At 71.2% G+C, this 23,999-nt stretch carries 13 protein-coding genes; 2 read left to right on the top strand and 11 right to left on the bottom strand.

Going from position 1 to position 23,999, the window contains the following annotated elements:
- The first annotated feature begins 117 nt into the window (after positions 1-117).
- Positions 118-876: a response regulator gene (locus NITAL_RS27510; protein ID WP_052667781.1), complete on the top strand. Its 759-nt coding sequence runs from the start codon at positions 118-120 to the stop codon at positions 874-876.
- Positions 877-916: 40 nt separating this feature from the next.
- On the opposite strand, the gene NITAL_RS19270 is transcribed toward NITAL_RS27510, so the two are convergent.
- Positions 917-1,303, bottom strand: a complete 387-nt coding sequence (locus tag NITAL_RS19270) for a response regulator (protein ID WP_052667783.1) — start codon at positions 1,301-1,303, stop codon at positions 917-919.
- 119 nt (positions 1,304-1,422) lie between these two features.
- Here NITAL_RS19270 and NITAL_RS19275 point away from each other — a divergent pair, with 119 nt between their 5' ends.
- The gene (locus tag NITAL_RS19275; RefSeq protein ID WP_052667785.1) at positions 1,423-2,703 is read left to right on the top strand and encodes a glycosyltransferase family 4 protein; all 1,281 of its coding nucleotides are present in this window, start codon (positions 1,423-1,425) and stop codon (positions 2,701-2,703) included.
- Between the two features lie 13 nt (positions 2,704-2,716).
- On the opposite strand, the gene NITAL_RS19280 is transcribed toward NITAL_RS19275, so the two are convergent.
- From NITAL_RS19280 to NITAL_RS19325, 10 genes are all read right to left on the bottom strand, one after another.
- Positions 2,717-3,322, bottom strand: coding sequence for a hypothetical protein (locus NITAL_RS19280; protein WP_052667787.1), 606 nt, complete (start codon positions 3,320-3,322; stop codon positions 2,717-2,719).
- On the bottom strand, positions 3,319-5,463 hold the full coding sequence (locus NITAL_RS19285; protein WP_052667789.1) for an amino acid permease: 2,145 nt from the start codon (positions 5,461-5,463) through the stop codon (positions 3,319-3,321). The genes NITAL_RS19280 and NITAL_RS19285 overlap by 4 nt, the downstream gene beginning before the upstream one ends.
- A 47-nt stretch (positions 5,464-5,510) precedes the next feature.
- Positions 5,511-7,433: a 4-alpha-glucanotransferase gene (gene malQ / locus NITAL_RS19290; protein WP_052669819.1), complete on the bottom strand. Its 1,923-nt coding sequence runs from the start codon at positions 7,431-7,433 to the stop codon at positions 5,511-5,513.
- Between the two features lie 6 nt (positions 7,434-7,439).
- Positions 7,440-9,974, bottom strand: a complete 2,535-nt coding sequence (treY, locus tag NITAL_RS19295; protein WP_052667790.1) for a malto-oligosyltrehalose synthase — start codon at positions 9,972-9,974, stop codon at positions 7,440-7,442.
- Positions 9,971-12,112: a glycogen debranching protein GlgX gene (gene glgX / locus NITAL_RS19300; RefSeq protein ID WP_052667792.1), complete on the bottom strand. Its 2,142-nt coding sequence runs from the start codon at positions 12,110-12,112 to the stop codon at positions 9,971-9,973. The genes treY and glgX overlap by 4 nt, the downstream gene beginning before the upstream one ends.
- Positions 12,109-13,983 carry a malto-oligosyltrehalose trehalohydrolase gene (gene treZ, locus NITAL_RS19305; RefSeq protein WP_052667793.1) on the bottom strand — a complete coding sequence of 625 codons (1,875 nt, stop codon included), beginning with the start codon at positions 13,981-13,983 and terminating at the stop codon, positions 12,109-12,111. Before treZ ends, glgX begins: the two co-directional genes overlap by 4 nt.
- Before the next feature lie 2 nt (positions 13,984-13,985).
- Entirely contained in the window at positions 13,986-16,433 is a 2,448-nt protein-coding gene (locus NITAL_RS19310) for a DUF3536 domain-containing protein (protein WP_052669820.1), read from the bottom strand.
- 88 nt (positions 16,434-16,521) lie between these two features.
- Positions 16,522-18,459 (bottom strand): 1,4-alpha-glucan branching protein GlgB, encoded by a 1,938-nt coding sequence (glgB, locus tag NITAL_RS19315; protein WP_052667795.1) that lies wholly within the window; start codon positions 18,457-18,459, stop codon positions 16,522-16,524.
- Between the two features lie 23 nt (positions 18,460-18,482).
- On the bottom strand, positions 18,483-21,896 hold the full coding sequence (gene treS / locus NITAL_RS19320; RefSeq protein WP_052667796.1) for a maltose alpha-D-glucosyltransferase: 3,414 nt from the start codon (positions 21,894-21,896) through the stop codon (positions 18,483-18,485).
- Positions 21,893-23,884 (bottom strand): alpha-1,4-glucan--maltose-1-phosphate maltosyltransferase, encoded by a 1,992-nt coding sequence (locus NITAL_RS19325; protein ID WP_052667798.1) that lies wholly within the window; start codon positions 23,882-23,884, stop codon positions 21,893-21,895. Before NITAL_RS19325 ends, treS begins: the two co-directional genes overlap by 4 nt.
- Between the last annotated feature and the right edge of the window lie 115 nt (positions 23,885-23,999).

Raw genomic sequence — 23,999 nt, forward strand, 5'->3', positions numbered from 1 at the left:
GGCGGGCGTTCACGGCTGCGACCAAGACGCTACCCGCGGACCGTTCCATCCGGGGTGTCGGGCTCGAACCGCAGCGGTCGGCTACCGTCCGCCGGCCGCGACAGTGGGGAGAACCTGGTGGAGGCAGCGAGCACGTCGACGCCTCTGGACGTGCTCGTCATCGACGACGAGCCGGCACTGAGCGAGCTCGTCGCCGCCAACCTCGCCGCCGCCGGTCACCGGGTCCGCACCGCACCCGACGGCCGGGCCGGGCTGGCCGCCGTCGCGGAGCGACGCCCCGATGTCGTCGTCCTCGACGTCATGATGCCGGTCCTGGACGGGTGGGGTGTGCTCGAAGCGCTGGCCGAGGATCCGAGCACCGCCGAGCTGCCCGTGGTCATGCTCACCGCGTTGTCCAGCGAACAGGACGTGATCCGGGCGCACCTGACCGGTGCCGTCCACTACCTCACCAAGCCGTTCGAGGTCAGCGCGCTGCTGACGACCGTGCACACGGCCGCGACACCACCCAACGACGAGCAGCGCCGGGAGCGGCGCCTCCAGCTGCGCGGCTTCCTGTCGCGCCTCGCCGAGCTCGACGCCGGGCGCACCGCCACGGGTCCCCGGGTGCGCTTCGCCGGCCTCGAGTCGATGCCACCGGCCGACCTGGCTCAGCCGGTCCCGTCGACCGACGCGCTGACGCCTCGTCAGCGGCACGTGGCAGGGCTGTTCGCGGACGGGGTGTCGGCCCGGGCGATCGCCGAGCAGCTCGGGACGTCGCGCAGCAACGTCTACGCGACCAGGGCCCGGATCGCACGCCACCTCGGTGTGGCACCCGAGGACGTGGTCGAGACGGCACGCCGCGTCGGGCTCACCGCCTCGACCGAGCACGAGGACTGACACGGTCGGGACCTCGCGGCAGGTCCGGCGCGCGGGCTGATCAGGCGCGGGCGGTGTCCGCCGCGAGCTCTCCGACGAGTTCGGCGAGCTCGAAGGGGTCGACGGGCTTGGAGATGGATCGATCGGCACCGGACCAGTCGACCAGGAAGCGGTCCTGCGCGCGGGCGGTCATCACGATCGACGGCGGGAGGTCGCGGCCGTCGAACTGGAACTTCTCGCGCAGGTCGTACAGCAGCGCGAAGCCACCGCGGGGCTGGAGGTCGCCGTCGACCACGAGCACGTCGACCTCGAGGTCACCGTCGATGATCCGCCGTCGAGCTTCCTCGCCGGAGGCCGCTTCGACGACCTCCGCACCGGCGTGGAGCATCAGCGCGCTGCTGGCACGGAGGCGCTCGGCAGCCACCTCGGACACGATGAGCACGCGCACGCGGCGACCACCTGGGAACGGGACACGGACGGACCCGTGCACCGTACCTCGCCGGCCCGGACCGACCGACCTCACCCTCGTCTTGCAGCTGGGTCACCCGGTCTGACACGCTCGCCCTCGTGCGCGTGCTGATGCTGTCCTGGGAGTACCCACCCCGCGTGGTGGGTGGGCTCGGCCGTCACGCCGCTGCGCTCGCCCGCAACCTCGTCGCCCAAGGGCACGAGGTCCACGTCATCACGCGGGACCACCCCGACCAGCCGGCACCCGCCGAGGAGTGGCTCGAAGGGGTCCACGTGGTCCGGGTGGCCGAGGCGCCGCCGGTCATCCCGTTCCACGACCTCGTGCCCTGGGTGCTGGCGTTCAACAACCGCGCGCAGGCCGCGGCGGCCAAGCTGATCCACCGGCACGAGGTGGACGTGATCCACGCGCACGACTGGTTGGTCGCGTACGCGGCCGCGGGCCTGAAGGACGCGTTCGACCTGCCGCTGGTGGCCACCATCCACGCGACCGAGTACGGCCGCCACCAGGGCTGGCTGCCCGGCCCGATGAACAAGCTGATCCACCAGGTGGAGTGGTGGCTGACCTACGAGGCCCGGCGCGTCATCACCTGCTCGGAGTACATGCGCGACCAGGTCCAGGACATCTTCCTGCTCCCCGAGGACAAGGTCGACGTCGTCCCGAACGGCGTCGCGGTCCGCGACTTCGCCCTGCCGGACGACGAGGTCAGCGCGTTCCGACGCACCCTCGTCGGACCGCGCACCCGCATGGTGCTGTTCGCGGGACGCCTCGAGTACGAGAAGGGCGTCCAGACCGTCCTCGAGGCCCTCGAGCAGGTCCGATCGGCGGTGGGGCCGGTGAAGTTCTTCATCGCCGGGATCGGCACCTACTCCGACGAGCTGCGGCGCCGCGTGCGCGAGCTCGGGCTGCGGCGACACGTGCACTTCACCGGCTTCCTGGAGGACCACGAGCTGCGGCTGCACTACGCGGCCGCCGACGTGGCCGTCGCCCCGTCGATCTACGAGCCGTTCGGGCTGGTCGCGGTCGAAGCGATGGCATGCGGCACCCCCGTCGTCGCGGGTGACACCGGCGGGCTGCGCGAGATCGTCTCGGGCGGACACGGGCTCAGCTTCACCCCCCAGGACGCCGACCACCTCGCCGAGCGGCTCGTCGAGGTCCTCACCGACCGTGCGCTCGCGGACCGGCTGGTGAGCCGTGCGACCCGCCGCATCCACGATCGCTACGACTGGTCGTCGGTCGCGTCGTCCACCGTCGCGGTGTACGCCCGGGCGGCCCGCGAGGAGGCCGAGCTCGCCGGACGCGAGGCGCGGCCGCCGCTGCGTCCCATCCTCCACGCGGCCCCGATCCTCGAGCTCGAGGAGCTCGGCGGCGCCGCCGGCTGACGGCCCGAGACCGTCACGTGGTCGGCTGGTGCTCGTCCCGGCCAGCCACCCAGCTCGCGAAGCCGGCCAGGTCGCCGACACCGTGATCGAGGACCGCGGTGTAGATGTCCGCGCTGGTCACGCTGCGGCCGTACTCGGGCCGGTGGCACCAGTCGCCCTTGATGCGCAGGATCGCCAGGCGTGCGTCGTCGGTGAGCCGCGGCGGCATCGTGCGCAGGTTCGCGAGATCGGGTTGGCGGTCCGGCTCGTCCACGAACCACGTGTCGAGGTTCCAGTCGTCGCCCGCCGTGGACCGGTACCGCACCCCGAGGTAGAGCCCGTCGGGGTAGGCGGGATCGGTGTTCCAGACGCCGCTGTCGTCCTTGAACACCACCCGCCACACCCGCTCGTGGACGGCGAGCTGTGCCCCGATCGCGGCCACAGCAGCGACGTCGAGGTCATCACAGATCACCGTCACGTCCAGGTCGCGCCACACCATCAGCCCGAGCCCGGCGCTGCCGACGACGACGGGCTCACCCACCCGTCCGAGCAGGGCCGCGAGCCCGAGGTCACCCTGCACCGCCTCGGCCTCGGACTGCAGCCGTGCCTGGCGGACCAGCACCTCGTCGTTGCTCGTCACCCGCCATCCTCAGCGTCGTCCCGGCGCAGGAGCGCCACGTCGGCCGGTGACCCGATGATGGTGAGGCGGTCGCCCTCACGCAGCAGGGTCTGCCCGTCGGGGACGATCGTGCGGTCCCCACGGCGGACCATGGCCACCAGCGTGTCGCCCGGGAAGTCCACCTCGCGCAGCCGCTTGTCCACCATCCGGGACGGCGGCCCCGGGTCGCCGACGACGAAGGTGGCGAACCGCTCGTCGCGCAGCAGCGTCTCGAGCAGCTCCTGGTCGTCGCGGGCCCGGTCCCACGCGCGCGCGAACCCGGGGACCTCCACCATCGAGACCAGCTGCGCCAGCAACCGCAGGTGCTGGGTCGCCGCCCCGTCCGGCGTGACGAGGAACAGCAGGGCTCGGACGGTGTCCTGCTCGGTGGGTTCACCGACGACCGCTCCGGTCCCGGGGAAGCGCCCGGCTCCTGCAACCGGCACGCCTCGGCGGGCCCGGACCAGCACCACCTCGCTGCTGGCGATGCCGTCCATCTGCAGGTCGTAGACCACGACCGGGGCCCGCTCGGGCACGATGCCGCGGGACGCGGCCAGCTCGACGGCGGTCGCGACGTCGTCCGCCGTGTGGTCGAGCCGGCCGGCGAGCTCGCCGGCGACGCGATCGATCACCCCGTCGAGGTCCACCGCTCGGTCGAGGTCGATCACCCGCGCGCGTGCGACCAGTTCGTCGAAGGAGTCGCCCTCGCTGGCCCCGCGCTCCTGCAGGATGCTCCACAGCTCCTCGTCCACGCCCTCGTCGTGGATCTCCCCCAAGCGACGGAAGACCCCGTAGATCGCGCCACGCCGTGGGACTCGTTCCCGGACGTAGAGGCGGTACCAGACGTAGGACAGCGCCACGATCGCGAGGATGAAGGCGACGTAGAAGACGCCGAGGGTGAAGATGAGCCCGAACGTGGACAGGAAACCGGCGATCTGCATCCACGGGTAGAGCGGCGAGCGGTACCCCGGCGCGTAGGACGTCATGCGGCTCTCGCGCATCAGGATCACCGACAGGTTGATGAAGGCGAACAGCAGCAGCAGGAAGGCGCTGCCGAGGCTCGCCAGCCGCTCGACGTCCAGGAAGAGGATGGCGGCGACCATCAGGCTGCAGGTGACCACCACGCCGACCGTCGGCGTACCGAACCGGCCCAGCCGGTCGAACCCCTTCCACAGCAGGCGGTCGCGCGCCATCGCCAACGGGTAGCGCGAGGCGGTCAGGATGCCGGCGTTCCCGGTGGACGCGAACGCGAGCATGGCGGCCAGGACGACCAGACCGAGGCCGATCTGACCGGGCATCCAGTCGAAGATCAGCTGACCCGCGGTTGCGACGGGCGTCAGGTCGTCGCGGAGCGCCTCGGGCGGGATGACCCCGACCAGGACGGTGACCCCGAGGGTGTAGATGGCCCCCACCGTCAACAGTGCCAGGATCATGCCGAGCGGCAGGTTGCGGTCGAGGTCGGAGATCTCCTCCGCGGCCGACGAGACCTTGGTCAGACCGGCGTACGAGATGAACACCAGCCCGATGGTCGACACCAGCCCGTCGAGTCCGAACGGGAAGAAGGGCCGGAAGCTGCCCTCGACCGCCGCGTCGCCGGTCACCATGTCGACCGCCCCGTTGGCGATGAAGAACGCCATGATGGTCACGAGGGCGACCACGAGCCAGACCTGCAGCCGCGCGGTCTCCTTGGCCCCCACGATGTTGAGGGCGCCGAAGGCGACCACCAGCGCGATCGCCAGCGGGCGCACCGGGACCTCGACGAACAGCGACAGGTACGCACCCATCCCGACGAGGGCGAAGGCGCTCTTGGCGACCAACACCAGCCAGGCACCGAGCCCACCGATCGTGCCCGCAAACGGCCCCATGCTGCGGTGGATGAAGAAGTAGGTCCCGGCCGCGCGCGGCATCGCGCTGGACAGTTCGGCGATCGAGTACATCGCCGGCACCATCAGGATGCTCGAGACGAGGTAGGCGAGGATGACCGACGGGCCCGCGTTGGCGGCGGCGATGCCCGGGAGCAGGAAGAAGCCCGACGCGAACATCGCACCGGTGCAGATGGCGTAGACGTCGAGCAGGCCGAGCTGCTTCTCGAGGCGCGCTCCTGCATCAGCACCGTTGCCCACGACGCTCCTCTCCCGGGGGTCGGCCGTCGTTCGGGTCCGGGACCGGCTCAGGACCGTAGTCGCTGCGCCCGGCCTGCGGTCATCGCTGCCGCCACGGCGCGTACCGTCGGGTGGTCGGCGAGGTCCTCGACCCGGACGGGCAACGGCAGGGACCAGTTCGCCGGACGGGCGTGGCGGTCCGTGCCGGGCACGTTCGGGCGGTCCGAGACCGCCAGCGCGTCGTCGAGCTGAGCCAGCACGAGCCGGTTCGGACCGGCGGCGAGGTGACCGTGGAGCACCACCACGGCCTCCTCGACCGACGCGTCGCGGTCCAGGCCGGTGGCGACCCGCACGCGCTCGCGGAGCTCGGCGTGCCAGGCGGTGTCGGGCTCGTGCCCGAGGTCCTCCTGCATCCGCGCGTCGTCGCCCGTCCAGATGCCCGCGACCGTGGGCAGGTCGTGGGTCGAGACCGAGGCCAGCGCCTTGTCGGCCCACGCGTCGACCGGATCCTGCTCGAACCAGAACACCTGGTAGCGCAGCAGGTCACGAGCATCGAGCTCCTCGCGCACCCCTTCCCCCACGGTTCCGAGGTCCTCGCCGACGATGAACGCGCCGGCGCGGACGGACTCGAGCGCCAGCACGTCGAGCAGCTCGCGCGAGGGCATCTGCACGTACGCGCCCTCGGCGGCCGTCCCACCGGGCGGGATCCAGAACAGACGGAACAGGCCGAGCACGTGGTCGATGCGCAGCCCCCCGACGTGACGCAGGGCGGCCCGGACGGTGGCGATGAACGGCTCGTACCGTGCCGCCCGCAGCTTCCACGGTACGAACGCCGGCAGGGTCCAGTTCTGCCCCTGCGGTCCGAGCTCGTCCGGTGGTGCCCCCACGGTGACCCCGTCCGCGAGCACGTCCTGCCACGCCCACGCGTCGGCGCCGTCCGGGTCGGCACCGATCGGCAGGTCACCGAGCAGCGGGACGTGCCCACCGGCCTCGGCCAGCTGGCTGTCGCACAGGAACTGCAGCCACGCGTGGAACCGGACGCGATCGGCACGGGCGTCGGCCAGCTGGGCGACGGCCGCCGAGTCCGGGTGACGGTGCTCCCGCGGCCACGAGCGCCACCCCGAGCCGTGCAGCTCGGCCAGCACGCAGAAGGTGGCGAAGACCTGCAGCTCGGCCCCCCGGTCGGCGAGGAACGCCTCGAAGGCAGGCGCGTCCTTCACGCCCGGTCGCTCGTCCCAGACGCGTTCGAGGACCGTCAGCTTGTGTGCCGCGACCTCGTCCCGATCGATCGGGGCGTCGGAGGTCAGGGACCGACCCGCGGCGACGAGGGTGTCGACGTCGACCAGGCCGGCCACCCCGGGGACCTCCTCGACGGCGAGGTAGAGCGGGTCGAGGAACCGCCGCGACGTCGGGTAGTACGGCGAGGTCTCGCGCGGGGCGACGGGTGTGACCGCGTCGAGCGGGTTGAGCAGCACCGTGCCCGCCCCCACCTCGGCGGACCAGCGGGCGAGGTGGCGCAGGTCGGCGAGGTCGCCGATGCCCCAGCTGCTGGAGGACCGCAGCGCGTACAGCTGCACGGCCCAGCCCCACGCGACCAGGTCGCCCGGCAGGTGGCAGCGCCCCGGGCTGACGATCAGCCGGACCGGCTCGTCCCGACCGGCCACCTCCGCGTCGTGGTAGCCGAGCGGCAGGTCCGCCGGGACGATCCCGTCGAGGGACCGCTCGCTGCCGTCCTCCAGGGTCACACGCGTGGCGCCAGTGAGGGCGCGCGTCTCGCCCTCGCGCAGCACCACCACGTCATCGACCTGCGGTGGGCCGGGATCCTCGGGGCGGCCCCCCATCGCGCGGACCAGGGCCTCCAGCGTGGTGTGCGGGACCTCCGTCCACGCGCCGAACGCGTCCTCGTAGGCCGGGACGATGCCCCACCCGTCGGGCTCGGCGCTGCGACCGCCACGGCGGCCCCGTTCGGCGGCCCGGTCGTCGGATGCCATCGCCACTCAGCTCGCCTCCACACGGGTCAGCAGGGCGACCGGGAACGCGGCCAACAGGTCGCGGAGCAGCACCTGCCCACCACCGTCGACGACGTGTCCCGTGAGATGGCACCGCCACCGCCCACCTGGGATCGCCAGGGCCGTGTCACCCCAGTCCCAGTCGACGAAGCCACCCCCGAGGCCGGCGACCAGCCGCGGCGCGACGGTGAGCACCTCACCACCACGCACGAACGCCACGAGGTGGTCCTGCCGGTCCCCGACGGCGTACAGCGGGGTGTAGGTGGCACCGGGGCCGAACGCATCGGGGCGCTCGCGCCGCAGCCGGAGGGCGGTGGCGGTCAGCCACAACTTCGGGAGCCCCTCGCTCGCCCGGGCGAGCAGATCCACCGGGTGGGGCGCATCGGGTCCGAGGTCACCCAGCAGGCGCTGCCGGTGCGCCAGGTCGACGGGCCGCCGGTTGTCGGGGTCGACCAGGGACAGGTCCCACAGCTCGGTGCCCTGGTAGATGTCCGGTACCCCCGGGCTGGTCAGCTTCAGCAGCGTCTGGGACAGCGACGTCAACCGGCCCGCGGGGAGGACGACCTGCAGCAGGCGCGTGATCAACGCCCGGGCGTCGGTGTCGGCGAGCAGGCCCCGGGTCGCAGCCTCGAGGTCGTCCTCGTACCGAGGGTCGCCGTCGATCCAGTGGCTGTGGTGCTTGCCCTCGCGCGCGGCCTTCAGCACGTAGGCGACGGCGCGCTCGGCGTCGAGCGGCCAGGCGCCCACGAGGGTCTGGAGCAGGAGCAGCTCGTGCTCGGGCGCCGGACCCCGGTCCCCCCGGTGGCGCGCCGCGAGCTCGCCCCACTCCTGGACCGCCCGGACCCACAGGTCGGGCAGCTCGGACAGGACCGCGAGGCGGGCGCGGACGTCCTCGCTGCGCTTGGTGTCGTGCGTCGAGGTCGTCAGCATCGTGGCCGGCCAGTCCCGCTGTCGGAGCTGGTTGGCGCTGTGGAACGCCGCGACCGAGGTCCCGAGATGGTGCGGTGCCCCGCCGACCTCGTTGACGGCCACGAAGCGCAGGTAGCGGTAGAAGACGGTGTCCTCGACGCCCTTGGCCATGATCGGACCCGAGAGCTGCTGGAACCGCATGACGAAGTCGGCCGACCCGTCGCCGCCCTGCTCGAGCAGGAGCAACTCGCAGATCAGGTCGAGCGGCTCGTCGAGGTCCGGACGCCGGGCGCGGGCCCGGGCGACGGCACCCATCACGTACGCGCGGTCGTCGTCGTCGAGGTCGGCCTCGTCGGCACGGACGTAGGTGCGGTAGACCGGCAGGCAGACCAGGGTCTCGACGAGCGCGTCACGCAGTAGGTCCGGGTCGGTGACGCTGCCCGCGGCCTCGGCGAGGTCGATCAGCTGCTGGTGCAGCCCCGCGAGCTCGGCGGCGAACAGCGAGGTGACCACCTCGCGCTTGGCGTCGTCCACGACCTGGTGGTAGTCGACGCGGTGGCCGACCGTCTGCGCGTAGAGGTCGTCGAGCACGGCCTCGCTCCGCGGGTCGATGTAGAGGCCGAGGACGAGGTTGGCGAACTCGTAGCCGACGGTGCCGTCGATCGGCCACGACGCACGTGGGCGCTCGTCCGGTTCGAGGATCTTCTCGGCGACGATCCAGGCGTCGGGGGCCGCGGCACGGAGCTGCTCGAAGTAGCCCGCCGGGTCGCGCAGGCCATCAGGGTGGTCGATGCGCAGGCCATCGACCAGCCCGTCCTCGACCAGCTCGAGGGTGCGGCGGTGCACGTCCGCGAAGACCGCCGGGTCCTCGACGCGCAGCCCACCGAGGGTGGTGATGTCGAAGAACCGTCGGTAGTTGAGGTCGGCGTTGGCCCGACGCCAGTGCACCGGGCGGTGGTGCTGTTCGAGCAGGAGCGACAGCAGCCGGCCGCGGTCCGCCTCGACGGTCGCCACCGTCCCCGCGACGTCATCGCCGTCCAGACCCACGGCAGCCAGGGACCCCGGCCGCACCGGCCAGGCGTGCTCGTGGTAGACGACCCGCCAGCGGGCGTCGGCGTGACCGTCGTCGCCGTGGGGCGGCTCGCCGTGCTCGAGATGCAGGGCATCCCCGTCCGCCAGCTCGTCGTCGAGGGGCCGCGCGAGGTGCGGCAACAGCACCTGAGGCGGACCGTCGCCCCGACGCTGCCAGCGGATGTCGAGGTGGCCGGCGTAGCGGCTGTCCGGCCCGTGCCGCAGCACGTCCCACCACCACGGGTTGTGGGGGCTGAGCAGCCCGACGTGGTTCGGGACGAGGTCGAGCACGAGGCGCATCCCGGCGCGGTGGACCGCCTCGGACAGGTGCGTGAACCCCTCGTCCCCGCCGAGCTCGTCGTCGAGCCGGGACGGGTCGACCACGTCGTAGCCGTGCCTGCTGCCCGGCGCCGACGCCAAGGTGGGCGACAGGTACAGGTGGCTGACCCCGAGGTCGGCGAGGTAGGGCACCGCTGCCGCCGCGTCGCGGAAGTCGAACGCCGCGTGCAGCTGCAGCCGGTAGGTCGAGGACGGGACGGTCACGGTGCTTCCTCCGCGACGAGGACGACGACCCCACGATCGGGGACGTGACGGACGGATCCAGCGTCGAAGCGTTCCACGTCGTCGGTGGGTCGGACCAGCGCCGTGTCGACCACGACCCGCCAGGCGCCCGCGAACGACGGCGGTGGCAGGGTGAAGTCCAGACCGACGTCGCTCGCGTTGAACAGCACGAGGAAGGAGTCGTCGACCACGGGCTGGCCGCGAGGGTCCGGGCTGGCGATCCCGTTGCCGTTGAGGAACACCTGCAACGCGCGGGCGAAGCTGGCTTCCCAGTCCTCGTCGTCCATCTCGTCACCGCCGGGCGTGAGCCAGGCGATGTCGTCGATGGTCTCGCCCCGCAGCGGCCGGCCCTGGAACCAGCGGCGACGTCGGAAGACGGGATGCTCGGCCCGGAGCGCGATCAGGTGACGGGTGAAGGCCAGCAGGTCGTGGTCGAGCCCGCCGGCGCTGACCGGGACGTCGGCCTGGTCCCACCGGAACCAGGACAGCTCGTTGTCCTGCGCGTAGCCGTTGTTGTTGCCCTGCTGGGTGCGGCCGAACTCGTCGCCTCCGAGCAGCATCGGCACGCCCTGCGACAGCAGCAGGGTGGTCAGGAAGTTGCGCTGCTGGCGAGCGCGGAGGGCCAGGGTCTCCTCGTCGTCGGTCGGTCCCTCGACCCCGCAGTTCCACGACCGGTTGTCGTCGGTGCCGTCGCGGTTGTCCTCGCCGTTCCTCTCGTTGTGCTTGCGGTCGTAGGACACGAGGTCGCGCAGCGTGAACCCGTCGTGGGCGGTGATGAAGTTGATGCTGGCGTTCGGGCGCCGGGTGTCGGACTCGTACAGGTCGGAGCTGCCGGTCAGGCGTGAGGCGAACTCCGGCAGGGTCGCTGGCTCGCCGCGCCAGAAGTCGCGCATGGTGTCGCGGTACATCCCGTTCCACTCCGACCACAGCGGGGGGAAGTTGCCCACCTGGTAGCCACCCTCGCCGACGTCCCACGGCTCGGCGATGAGCTTGACCTGGCTGATGACCGGATCCTGCTGGATGACCTCGAAGAAGGTCGAGAGCCGGTCGACGTCGTGCAGCTCACGCGCCAGGGTCGAGGCGAGGTCGAACCGGAACCCGTCGACGTGCATCTCGTTCACCCAGTACCGCAACGAGTCCATGATCAGCTGCAGCACGTGAGGGTGGCGCATGTTCATCGAGTTGCCCGTGCCGGTGTAGTCCGTGTAGTAGCGCGGGTCGTCGCCGACGAGGCGGTAGTAGGCCCGGTTGTCGATGCCCTTCATCGACAGGGTGGGTCCGAGGTGGTTGCCCTCGGCGGTGTGGTTGTAGACCACGTCGAGGATGACCTCGATGCCGGCCTGGTGGAGGGTCTTGACCATCTGCTTGAACTCGGGCACGGCGTGCTCGGCCGACCCGCGCGCGTAGCCGTCGTGGGGGGCGAAGAACCCGATGGTGTTGTAGCCCCAGTAGTTGGTCAGACCGTGCTCGACCAGGTGACTCTCGGGGACGTGGCGGTGGACCGGCAGCAGCTCCACAGCGGTGACGCCGAGGTCCTCGAGGTGGTCGATGACCGCCGGGTGGGTCAGTCCCGCGTAGGTCCCGCGCAGCTCCTCGGGTACGTCCGGGTGGAGGGCGGTCAGGCCCTTGGTGTGCACCTCGTAGATGACCGTCTCGTGCATCGGGGTGCGCGGGTGACGGTCCTCGTTCCAGTCGAAGAACGGGCTCGCGACCACGCAACGCGGGACCGACGCCGCGCTGTCGACGGTGTTCGGGGGACCGTCCGGATCACCGAAGTCATAGCCGAAGACAGCTTGGCCCCAGGCGAGCTCACCGTCGATCGCCTTGGCGTACGGGTCGATCAGCAGCTTGTTCGGGTTGCACCGCAGCCCGCGGGCGGGGTCGTACGGGCCGTGGACGCGGTAGCCGTAACGCTGGCCTGGCCCGACGGTCGGCGCGTAGCCGTGCCACACGTACCCGGTGACCTCGGTCAGCGGCACCCGGTGCTCGGTGCCGTCCGGGTCGAACAGGCACAGCTCGACGCGGTCGGCGACCTCGCTGAACAGCGAGAAGTTGGTCCCGAGACCGTCGTAGGTCGCCCCGAGGGGGGAGGGCGCACCCGGCCACAGCTCGAGGGTCACGTGGCCTCCGACGGAGTTGCTTGCAGGAGCAGGACCCGGGGGCCGGGCAGCCGCACGAGGGTGCGATCGGGCGACCGTTCGACCTCGGTCCCCCCTGGCCCCCCGAACCCCTGAGCCGCGGTGTCGAGCGCCAGCTCGAACGATCCCGTCCGGCTCAGCTCGGTCGGCTCCGCCCCGGTGTGCACCACGACCAGCACCTCGGCCTCGGGCCGTCCGGGGACCTCGCGCGACCAGGTCAGGGTCGACGGGCCGTGGAGCACCGGGACGGCCTCACCCGCGTCGGGTCCCGCGATCGCCGGCAGCTCGCGTCGCAGAGCCAGGAGGTGGCGGTACAGCGCGAGGAGGGTGGCGTGCTCGCCGTCCTCGCGCCTGGACCAGTCGAGCTTCGAGCGCTCGAAGGTCTCGGTGGCCTGGGGGTCGGGCGGCTCGCGCTGGTCGGCGAAGTACGCGAACTCGCGACGGCGTCCGTGCTGGACCGCCGCGACGAGGTCGGGGTCGGTGTGCGACACGAAGTACTGGAAGGGCGCCACCTCGCCGTACTCCTGCCCCATCCACAGCATCGGGGTGAACGGCAGCAACAGGAGGGCGGCGGCCGACACCTTGCGTTGCTCGAGGTCGAGCAGGTCGCTCTGGCGCTCGCCGAGCATCCGGTTGCCGACCTGATCGTGGTTCTGGGTACAGGCCACGAAGCGCTCGTAGGGCACGTCCCGCGCCGGACGGCCGACGGTCCGGCCGCGGTGCACCGAGTAGCGCCCCGCGTACGCGAACCGGTCGCGGAGGATCCGTTCGAGGTCGACCAGCCCCTCGTAGTCCTCGAAGTAGCCGGTCCGCTCCCCCGTCAACGCCACGTGGAGCGCGTGGTGGACATCGTCGAGCCACTGCCCGTCGAGCCCGTGGCCACCGACCTCGGGCACACGGACGAGCCGCGGGTCGGACAGCTCGCTCTCGGCGATGACGTGGACCTCGCGACCGGCCTGGGCCGCCTCGCGGTGCACGGCGGCTGCCAGCTCCTCGAGCAGGTGGACGGCGGAGGTGTCGACGATCGCGTGCACGGCGTCCAGGCGCAGCCCGTCGACGTGGAAGTCCCGGACCCACCGGACGGCGTTCTCGACCGCGTAGCGCCGGACCTGGTCGCTGTCCGGGCCGTCGACGTTGACGGCCTGTCCCCACGGGGTGTCGTAGCGGTCGGTCAGGTACGGCCCGAAGTCGGCGAGGTGGTTGCCCTCGGGGCCGTAGTGGTTGTAGACGACGTCGAGGATCACCCCGATCCCGGCCGCGTGCGCCGCGTCGACCAGGCGGCGCAGGCCCGCTGGGCCGCCGTAGCTGTGCTGGGGCGCGTAGGGCAGCACGCCGTCGTAGCCCCAGTTGCGTTCGCCGGGGAACTGCCAGATCGGCATCAGCTCGATCGTGGTGACGCCGAGGTCGGCGAGGTCGGCCAGGCGCGGGACGATGGCGTCGAAGGTGCCTTCGGGGGTGAAGGTGCCGACGTGCAGCTCGTAGAGCACCTGCTCGTGCAGCGGACGCGGCCGCCACGCCGCGTCGGTCCAGGCGAAGCCCGGGTCGTCGACCGCGGACCAGCCGTGCAGGCCGTCCGGCTGCCACCGCGACGCCGGATCGCTGCGGTCGAGCGGACCACCCTCGGCTCGGTGCAGCCGGTAGCGGTACCGGTCCCCGGGCCTCACATCGGCGACCGTGCCCGCGTGGTAGCCGCGTGCGCCGGCCGTGAGCGGCTCAGCGCGCCGACCGTCGTCGAACAGCACCTCCACGCGGGTCGCGAGCGGTGCCCAGACCACGAAGCGGACGCCCCCGCCGGGGAGGGCGGTGGCGCCGAGCAGGTCGCGAGCGGACGGGGGTGGATCGACAGGTGGCACGACTACTCCGGCACGGCGAGACCGAGCCGTTCGGTCGCCTCATCGATGGTCTGGAGCCACCTCAGCGCGACCTCGTCGCCCTCGCCGGCCCGCGCTACGAGCGAAGGGCGGTGGTCGGTGAGCAGTCGCCAGCACAGGTTCTGCGCCTCGGCCAGGTCCGCCTCGAACGGCAGCCACTCCGCCTGGTCGGTCAGGACGCGGACAACGGACGAGAACCGCTCCTCCTCGTCGCCGAACCGCTCGAAGAGCTCGGGGTCTTCCAGGGCGCGGCGCAGCTGTCGCGTCCGACGACCGACCGCCTCGGCGAACGCGTGCTCGAGCCCCTCGACGTGCAGCGGGACCTCGAAGCGGTTGGCCTCGTCGATCAGCGCGCTGATACGTGCCGGTTCCGCGCCGCCGCTGATGGCGTCCTGGAGCTCAGCGTTGAGGACCACCTCCGCAGCGCTCTGCAGCGCCTTGGGCAGCTTCGCGTCCAGACTGGCGAGGAAGCGCAGCAGCGGCGCGCGGCCGCGGTAGATCGAGCGGTAGGTCGCCTCGACGTCCACCAGCGTGCCCTCGAGCACCTCGTCGAGCAGCCGTCGCTGCTCGTCGCGGAACAGGTCACGCAGCGAGTAGGCGTTGGGGCCGAACTGATCGTCGAGCACCCGGATCGTGGCGGGGAAGTCGGCCTCCTCGAAGGCGGCCTCGAGCGCCGTGCGGGTGCGCTGGTAGTCGTCATCGTCACCGACGGGTCGCACACCGCAGAGGAAGTTGTGGTCACCGAAGTGCAGCACGCCGTACTCGAAGGACCGCTCCGCGAGGGTGATGACCGACCGCACGGTGACCCGGCCGCTGCCGACCCGGGCGCGGCCCGCCTCGGAGCGGTGCTCGTCGTGGCGCTCGACCTCGTAGCAGCCGATCCGCTCGGTCCGCCCGTACTCACGGGACAGGCCGCTGATGGCGAAGTGGGCGGCGACCTTCTCGAGGTCGGCGCGAACGGGACGCAGCAGCTCCTCGTAGATGCGGCGGCCGTCCGACCACTGCGGCAGGTTGCTGCGCGCCAGCGCCAACCGCTCCACGAACCCGTCCTCGAGGTCGATCCCGAGGACCTGGTCGGCGAACTGGATGGCACGGGCCGCGTAGGCCAGCACCTGGACGGTCTCGATGCGCGACAGCTCGTCGAAGAACCACCCGCAGCTGGTGTACATCAGCAGCAGGTGGCGCTGGGTCTCCATCAGGCGGAGGACCGTCGAGAGCTCGTCGAGGTCGAGGTCGTGCGTGGCGTGCCGGGCCAGGAACGGGCCGAGGTTGTCGGTGCGGTGCAGCACCACCTGGTGGTAGTCGTCCCGGGCCGCCCACGGGTCCGCCAGCAGCTGCTTGGCCTTGGCCTCGAACGGTGCCTCCAGCTCGTCGCGCAGCCAGTCCAGCGCGTCCCGCAGCGGTCCGCGCCACGCCTGGCTGCCGCCGGTCTCGCCGTTGGTGCAACCGCAGTCGGACCGCCAGCGTTCGACCCCGTGCGCGCACGACCACGAGCTGTTCTCCACGATGCGCGCCTCGAGCCGCGGCGGGTGCGTCGCGAGGTGCTCGGCGTAGTTGGTCAGGCGGACCCCGTCGGTCGCCTCGATGAGCTGGAGCGCCTGCGCGAGCGCCATCTCACCCTGGCGGTGGTGGTGGCCGTAGCTCTCACCGTCGGTCGCGATGTTGACCAACGCAGGACCGTCGCGGTCCGGGAACGCACCGAGGATACGGTGGGCGAAGCGGTGACCGGAGTGGAGCAGGCCCTCGAAGGCCACCCCCTGGGACACCTGCCCGTCGTAGAAGAACACCGCGATCGACCGGCCAGACGGCAGCGAGACGCGGTACGGGACGGTCGGGTCGACCCGCCCTCCGGTGACGTCGGTCCAGTCCTGGCCAGGCCCGCGGGTCGCGGCGGCCTGGTAGGGCGACAGCACCGTGAAGGCGATGCCGTGGGCGGCCAGCTCCTCGAGCGAGGCGGTGTCGGCGGCCGTCTCGGCGAGCCACATCCCCTCGGGGTCGCGGCCGAACCGGTGATGGAAGTCGTCGATGCCCCAGCGCACCTGGGTCCGTCGGTCGCGCTCGTTGCACAGCGGCATGATGGCGTGGTTGTGCACCTGGGCCATCGCCGAGCCGTGACCGCCGAAACGTTCGCGACTGGCCTCGTCCGAGGCCACGATGGCCGCGTGGACCTCGGGTGCGTGATCGTGCATCCACGCCAGCAGCGTCGGGCCGACGTTGAAGCTCATGGCCGCGTAGTTGTCCACCAGCGCGACGATGCGCCCGGTCTCGTCGAGGACCCGCGCCGCGGTGTTGGGGCCGTAGCACTCGGCCGTGATGCGCTCGTTCCAGTCGTGGGCCGGCCACGCCGAGTCCTGCTGCTCGACCAGCTCCAGCCAGGGGTTCTCACGCGGCGGCTGGTAGAAGTGGCCGTGCACGCAGACGTAGCGGTCCATCACGGGTTCTCGAGGCGTCACGGGACAGGCGGGGGTCGGCCAGCGTACGCGGGCAGCGCCCGGCTCCGGCCCAGGCGTTCGGTGGGCGTCACCCGGTCACGGACGCGTCGTGTTGGAGCACGAGGACGCCGAGCGGCGGCAGCGTCAGGTTCACCGAGTGCCCGAAGCCGTGCGACGGCAACGGGGTCGTGGACACCCCGCCGTGGTTGCCGAGGCCGGCCCCGCCGTACGCGCTCGCGTCCGAGTTGAAGCGTTCGGCCCAGTAGCCGCGTGCAGGGACCCCGATCCGGTAGTTGTCGCGTGGCACCGGGGTGAGGTTGCACACGACCACGACCTCGCGGCTGCCGTCCCGGGTGCGGCGGCGGAAGGAGACCACCGACTGCTCCCAGTCGCCGGCGTCCAGCCACGCGAAGCCCTCCGGGTCGACGTCGCCGTCGTGGAGGGCAGGTTCCTCGCGGTAGAGCCGGGCGATGTCACCGAGGCAGCGTTGGAGCCCGGCGTGCCGTTCGTGGTCGAGCAGGTGCCAGTCGAGGCTGCGTTCGTTGCTCCACTCCTGCCACTGGCCGAACTCGTCGCCCATGAACAGCAGCTTCTTGCCGGGCGTGGTGAACATGTAGGCGTACAGAGCCCGGAGGTTGGCGAACTTCTGCCACTCGTCGCCGGGCATCTTGGTGATCATCGAGCCCTTGCCGTGCACGACCTCGTCGTGCGACAGCGGCAGGCAGTAGTTCTCGGCGAACGCGTACACCGACCGGAACGTGAGCTGGTCGTGGTGGTACTTGCGGTGGACCGGATCCTCCTGGAAGTAGGCCAGGGTGTCGTGCATCCAACCCATGTCCCACTTCATCCCGAAGCCGAGCCCGCCGACGTAGGTCGGGCGTGACACCATCGGCCACGCGGTGGACTCCTCGGCGATGGTCTGGACCCCGGGGAAGGCGGCGTAGACCTCCTCGTTGAACCGGCGCAGGAACGCGATGGCCTCGACGTTCTCGTTGCCGCCCCACTCGTTGGGGATCCACTCGCCCTCCTCACGCGAGTAGTCGAGGTAGAGCATCGAGGCGACGGCATCGACCCGGATGCCGTCGACGTGGTACTCCTCGAGCCAGAACAGCGCCGACGAGAGCAGGAAGCTGAGGACCTCGGGCCGCCCGTAGTTGAAGATGTAGCTCTTCCAGTCCGGGTGGTAGCCCTTGCGCGGGTCGGCGTGTTCGAACAGGTGGGTGCCGTCGAAGTACGCCAGGCCGTGCTCGTCGGACGGGAAGTGCGACGGGACCCAGTCCAGGATCACGCCGATGCCGGCCTGGTGGAGGCGGTCGATGAGGTGCTTGAGGTCCTGGGGCGTGCCGAACCGTGACGTCGGCGCGAAGTACCCGGTGGTCTGGTAGCCCCACGATCCGCCGAACGGGTGCTCGGTCAGCGGCATGAACTCCACGTGGGTGAAGCCGAGCTCCTGGACGTGGGCGATGAGCGGGTCGGCCATCTCGGTGTAGTTCAGCGGACGATCGCCCTCGTCCGGGACCCGCCGCCACGAGCCGAGGTGCAGCTCGTAGATCGACATCGGCTGGTCGAGGCGCTGGCGCTTCTCGCGCTCACGCATCCAGTCGTCGTCGTGCCACTCGTAGGACAGGTCCCAGATCTTCGACCCGGTCAGCGGCGGGGTCTCGGAGTGGATGGCGAACGGGTCGGCCTTGTCGACCCGGTACCCGTCGTGGCGCGAGCGGATGTGGAACTTGTAGGTGTCACCCTCCCCCACGTTCGGGACGAACCCTTCCCAGATGCCGGACACGCCTCGGGGGGCCAGCGGGTAGCTGTCCTTGTCCCACCCGTTGAAGTCCCCCATCACCGACACCTGCTCGGCGTTGGGGGCCCAGACGGCGAAGTGCGCGCCGACCACCCCGTCGACCACCCCGAGGTGCGCGCCGAGCTTCTCGTGGAGGCGGACGTGGCTGCCCTCGTTGAACAGGTGCAGATCGACGTCGCCGAGCGGGGACGGCACGTCGGTCGGACGGCGGGTGTCACGGGGCACGTCTGGCCCTCCTGGTCGGTCGGTCACGTGGGTGGGTCGCCGAGCACCTCGGCGATGCCGGTGAGCGGGATGTCGACCCACTCCGGGCGGTTGTTCATCTCGTAGCCGAGCTCGTAGATCGCCTTCTCGAGCAGGAAGGTGTCGAGCAGGATCGCGGTGTGATCCGGGTCGTCCGGCACGAACCCGTGCCCGGCCGCCGTGGTGAGGTAGCCGCGCAGGAAGCCGGCCGAGGTCCAGCGGTTCCACACCGCGAGCCACGACCGCAGCTCCTCGTAGGACTCCCGCTCGGGGGTCACCGCACCGCGCTCGACCTGGAACCGGAGCGCCGAGTGCGAGGCGTACTGGAACGAGCGGAGCATGCCCGCCACGTCACGGAGCGCCGACCGCTTCAGGCGTCGTTCGCCGAGCGGCCGGGCCGGTTCACCCTCGAAGTCGATGATCACCAGGTCCCGGCCGGTCCACAGCACCTGCCCGAGGTGGTAGTCGCCGTGGGTGCGGATGCGGCTGACCTCGATGCGGGTGTCGGAGAGGGTGCGCAGCCGCTGGAGCAGCTCGTCCTCACGGGCCGCGAGGTCCGCCACCCGCTGACGGGCGTCCGTCGAGGTGAGGGAGCCCGACGCCTTCCCGGCCTGTTGGAGGCCGCGGCGCAGGGCGTTGCGCATCGACTGGTACAGCGAGCGCTGGTAGAGCGAGGTGAACGGCTCCGGGGAGAAGGCGTCCCCCTTGCGGCCACCGTCGTCGGCGAGGGCGACGTGCATCTCGGCGGTCCGCTGCCCGAGCAGGTGAGCGACGTCGAGGTAGGGACCGAGCAGCTCGTGGGCCGACTCGGGCAGCTCCTCCTCGGCGAGCGCGAGGGCGGACCGCTTCAGGTCGGGCACCCCGCCGACGGGTGGGTCGGTCATGACGCGTTCGGCGTAGCGCTCCAGCTCATCGAGCGTGTGGACCCACGCGTCGCCCTCGTTGGGGACGAACCGTTGGAGGATGGCCAGGGTGGACGGCTCGCCACCGCCGCGCCGGACGTGGTCGATGGTGCCGAGCAGCTCGGGGACGTGGGCGACGCGCCCGGTCAGGAACCGACCGACCTCGACGTCGGGCGACTCCCCCGGCTCGAGGCGTCGCAGCACCTTCATCAGGTACCGGTCGCCGTAGATGATCGAGGTGTTGCTCTGCTCGCCGCGCAGCATCCGAGCGGGCAGCTCGCTGCTGCGGACCTTGGTGCCGAGCGCCGGCTCCCGGCGGCCGACCAGCTCACCGGCGGAGGTCTTCGACCGGCGGCCCCGCGCCACCGTGTCGAGCAACACCCGCCCTGCCTCCTCGTCCTGGAGCACGTCGTAGAGGATCCCGGTGTGACCGCGGGGACCGCGGCCCCGCACGTGCGCGAGGACCGCTGTCGGGGCCGTCGCGGCGACGCGTCCGGCGTCCTCCCCCTCGGCGAACCCCACCGCGAGGACGTACTCCTCGGGTTCACCGTCGACGTACTCGACCCGGACGATCAGCAGGTGCAGCGCCGGGTCGTCCTTGCGACCGAGCGGCGCCACGTCGACGACGTGGCAGGCCCCGACCTCGCGCGCCTTGCCGCCGAACCAGCGCTGCCGCCGGAGGATGGCGGGCAGGACCGCTTCGAGGCGTTCCCTGCCCGGACCTCGCAGCAACGCACGCCACTCTCCCGCGAGCGTCAGCTCGGGGACGGGTTCGGCGGTCTCGACCGTCGCGGCCCCGGCGAACTCACGCATCTGCGACAGGCTGAGCCGCGACGGCGCTCGCTCGATGGAGAACCAGTAGAACTGGTACGGCCCGAGCGTCAACGGGTAGGGCTGGTCGGTGATGGGCGGGAACGCCGTCCGGCCGAACATCTCCACCGGAGACAGGCCGTGGTGTTCGGCCAGCGGGATCTGTGCCGACTGGGCGTGGCGCGACAGGTTGGCGACGACGAGGACGATCTGTTCGGGGCCGCCGTCCGGCGGCTGCCACCGTCGCAGGTAGGCCAGCACCTTGGGGTTGTCAGGGTGGGCGAACTCGATGTCGCCACGCCCGAACAGCTGGGTGTTGCGTTGCCGCAGCGCGATGAGGCGCTTCATCCACAGCAGCAGGGAGCTGGCGTTCTCCTCCTGCGACTCGACGTTGATGCGCTCGTAGTGGTACTCGGGGTCGATCACGACGGGCAGGTAGAGGCGCTGCGGGTTCGCCGAGCTGAACCCGGCGTTGCGGTCAGCGGACCACTGCATCGGGGTCCGCACCCCGTTGCGGTCCCCGAGCCAGATGTTGTCGCCCATGCCGATCTCGTCGCCGTAGTACAGCACCGGCGTCCCCGGCATGGAGAACATCAGCGAGTTCATCATCTCGATCAGGCGTCGGTCGCCGCCGAGCAGCGGGGACAGCCGGCGCCGGATGCCGAGGTTGATGCGCATACGCGCGTCGTGCGCGTAGGCGCGGTACATGAAGTCGCGTTCCTCGTCGGTCACCATCTCGAGGGTGAGCTCGTCGTGGTTGCGCAGGAACAGCGCCCACTGGGCGCCGTCGGGGACCTCGGGGGTCTGCTGGAGGATGTCGATGACCGGGAAGCGGTCCTCCTGACGGACGGCCATGAACAGCCGCGGCATCAGCGGGAAGTGGAAGTTCATGTGGCACTCGTCGCCGTCCCCGAAGTACTCGGCGGCGTCCTCGGGCCACTGGTTGGCCTCGGCCAGGAACATCCGGCCCGGCCAACGTTCGTCCAGGTGGGCGCGCAGCTCCTTGAGGTAGTCGTGGGTCTCGGGCAGGTTCTCGCCGTTGGTGCCCTCGCGTTCGAACAGGTACGGGATGGCGTCGAGTCGGAACCCGTCGACGCCGATCTCAGCCCAGAAGTCGAGGACGCCCTTCAGCGCCTCGTGCACCTCGGGGTTGTCGAAGTTGAGGTCGGGCTGGTGGCTGAAGAAGCGGTGCCAGTAGTACTGGCCGGCCTCCGGGTGCCACTGCCAGTTCGAGGTCTCGAAGTCCTGGAAGATGATCCGGACCTCGGGGTAGGGGTCGGGCGTGTCGCTCCACACGTACCAGTCGCGGTAGCGGCTGCCCTTCGGGGCGGCCACCGCCCGCTGGAACCACGGGTGCTGGTCGGAGGTGTGGTTGATCACCAGCTCGGTGATGACCTTCAGGCCCCGCGCGTGCGCCTCCTTCACGAAGCGCTTGAACTGCCGCATCGTCCCGTAGTCAGGGTGGATGCTGGTGTAGTCGGCGATGTCGTAGCCGTCGTCGCGCAGCGGCGAGGGGTAGAACGGCAGCAGCCAGATGGCGGTGACCCCGAGGTCCTGGAGGTAGTCCAGCCGGTCGGCCAGGCCCCGGAAGTCCCCGAACCCGTCACCGTTGGAGTCCGCGAACGAGCGCACGTGGCACGAGTAGATGACCGCGTCCCGGTACCACTGCGGGTCGGTGATGATGGCCCCGTCCTGCGGCACCGTCACGGGCCCACCTCCGCGACCGTCGCGGGTGGTCCGACAGGATCGTCGAGGCTGCTGATCACGAAGATGTGGCCGGGGGTGACGTGGGGGTCGAGCTCGACGTAGTTGCGCCGACCCTGCCAGGTGTAACGCGACTCCCCGAGGGCGTCGTAGACCTCGAACCGGGCCCCTTCGCCCTCGAGCCCGAGCGCCTCGAGATCGAGCCAGGTGAACCCACCCTGCTTCCACACCGGGTCGAGGTTGACGACCGTCAGCACGGTGTCGCCCGATCGCGGATCGCGCTTGGAGTAGGCGAACAGCGCCTCGTTGTCGACGTGGTGGATCGCGAAGGAACGGTCCTGCTGGAGCGCGGGGTGGGCACGCCGGATGGCGTTGACCCGCGCGATGAGCTCGGCCAGCGAGTGCGGCGCATCCAGGTCCCAGTGGCGCAGCTGGTACTTCTCGTTGTCGAGGTACTCCTCGGCCCCGGGCCGCGCGACGTGCTCCATCAGCTCGAACGGCGGGCCGTAGATGCCGTAGTTGGCCGTCAGCGTCGCGGCCAGGATGAGCTTCTGGACGAACGCGGCACGGCCACCGTGCTGCAGGAACTCGGTGAGGATGTCGGGCGTGTTCGGCCACGAGTTCGGACGGAAGTAGTCGGCCACCTCGGTGGTGTGCAGCTCGGCGTAGTACTCGGCCAGCTCCCACCGGGCGTCGCGCCAGGCGAAGTAGGTGTAGGACTGGGTGAAGCCGACGCGAGCGAGCTCCTTCATCACCTTCGGGCGCGTGAAGGACTCCGACAGGAAGATGGTGTCGGGGTGCTCGCGGGTGAGCTCGTCGAGGCACCACTCCCAGAACCCGAACGCCTTGGTGTGGGGGTTGTCGACCCGGAAGATGCGGATCCCCTCGGCGATCCAGTGCTCGAACACGCCCTTCAGCGCCTGCCAGAGCCCTTCGGCGTCCTCGGTCTCGAAGTCCAGCGGGTAGATGTCCTGGTACTTCTTGGGCGGGTTCTCGGCGTACTGGATCGTGCCGTCCGGACGGGCACGGAACCACTCGGGGTGCTCGGTGACCCACGGGTGATCGGGCGAGCACTGGAAGGCGATGTCGAGCGCGAGCTCGAGACCGTGGTCGGCGCACGCCGTCACCAGGCGCCGGAAGTCGTCGATCGTGCCGAGCTCGGGGTGGATGGCCTCGTGCCCACCCTCGGGGCTGCCGATGGCCCACGGGGAGCCGACGTCGCCGGGCTCGGCGACCACCGAGTTGTTGCGTCCCTTGCGGTGGGTGGTGCCGATGGGGTGGATGGGCGGCAGGTAGAGGACGTCGAACCCGAGGTCGGCGACGTACGGCAGGCGGGCGATGACGTCGTCGAAGGTGCCGTGACGTCCCGGCTCGGTGGCGGCCGATCGGGGGAAGAGCTCGTACCACGCCGAGAACCGCGCCCGTTCGCGATCGACACGGAGGGGCAACCGGTCCGAGGCGGTCGCGTAGCGACGGTCGTCCAGACGGCGGACGAGGGCGGTGGCGTCGTCCGACAGGGCGGGCTCGGCGCGAGCGGGCAGCTCGAGCCGCTCGTCGACGAGCTGGTCGCGCATCCGCTGGACCTCGGCGCGGTCCTCACCCTTGGCCTTCAGCTCGTCGAGCAACGCAGCACCGATGGCGAGGTCGACCGACGTCGCCACGCCCGCCTCCAGCTTGGTGCGGGTGTCGCGTTGCCAGGTCCCGAACCGGTCGATCCATCCGGTGACGCGGATCTCGTAGCGGCCCGGCTCGTCGACGGTGAAGCTGCCCCGCCACCGGTCGTTGACCAGCTGGGTCATGGCGACCTCGGACCAGCGCCGCGAACCGCGCGGACGCCAGCAGACCGTCGCCAGGAGCGCGTCGTGGGAGTCGGCGAAGACGTCGGCCTCGACCTCGATCAGCTCACCGACCGACCGCTTCGCGGGGTGGCGACCACCGTCGACCTGGGGGCGCACGTCGCGGATGGCGACGCGCTGGTTCGTGGCGCTCACGGTGTGACGGTCCCTTCGCAGTCCGGGCTCAGTGGGACGCGACGCTAGGACAGTGCCGTCGGGAGCGACAGGGCGAGCGTCGGACGGTCGTCCACCGGTTGCCGTCCGCGCCCCT

The sequence above is a fragment of the Nitriliruptor alkaliphilus DSM 45188 genome (assembly GCF_000969705.1).
GTDB lineage: Bacteria > Actinomycetota > Nitriliruptoria > Nitriliruptorales > Nitriliruptoraceae > Nitriliruptor > Nitriliruptor alkaliphilus.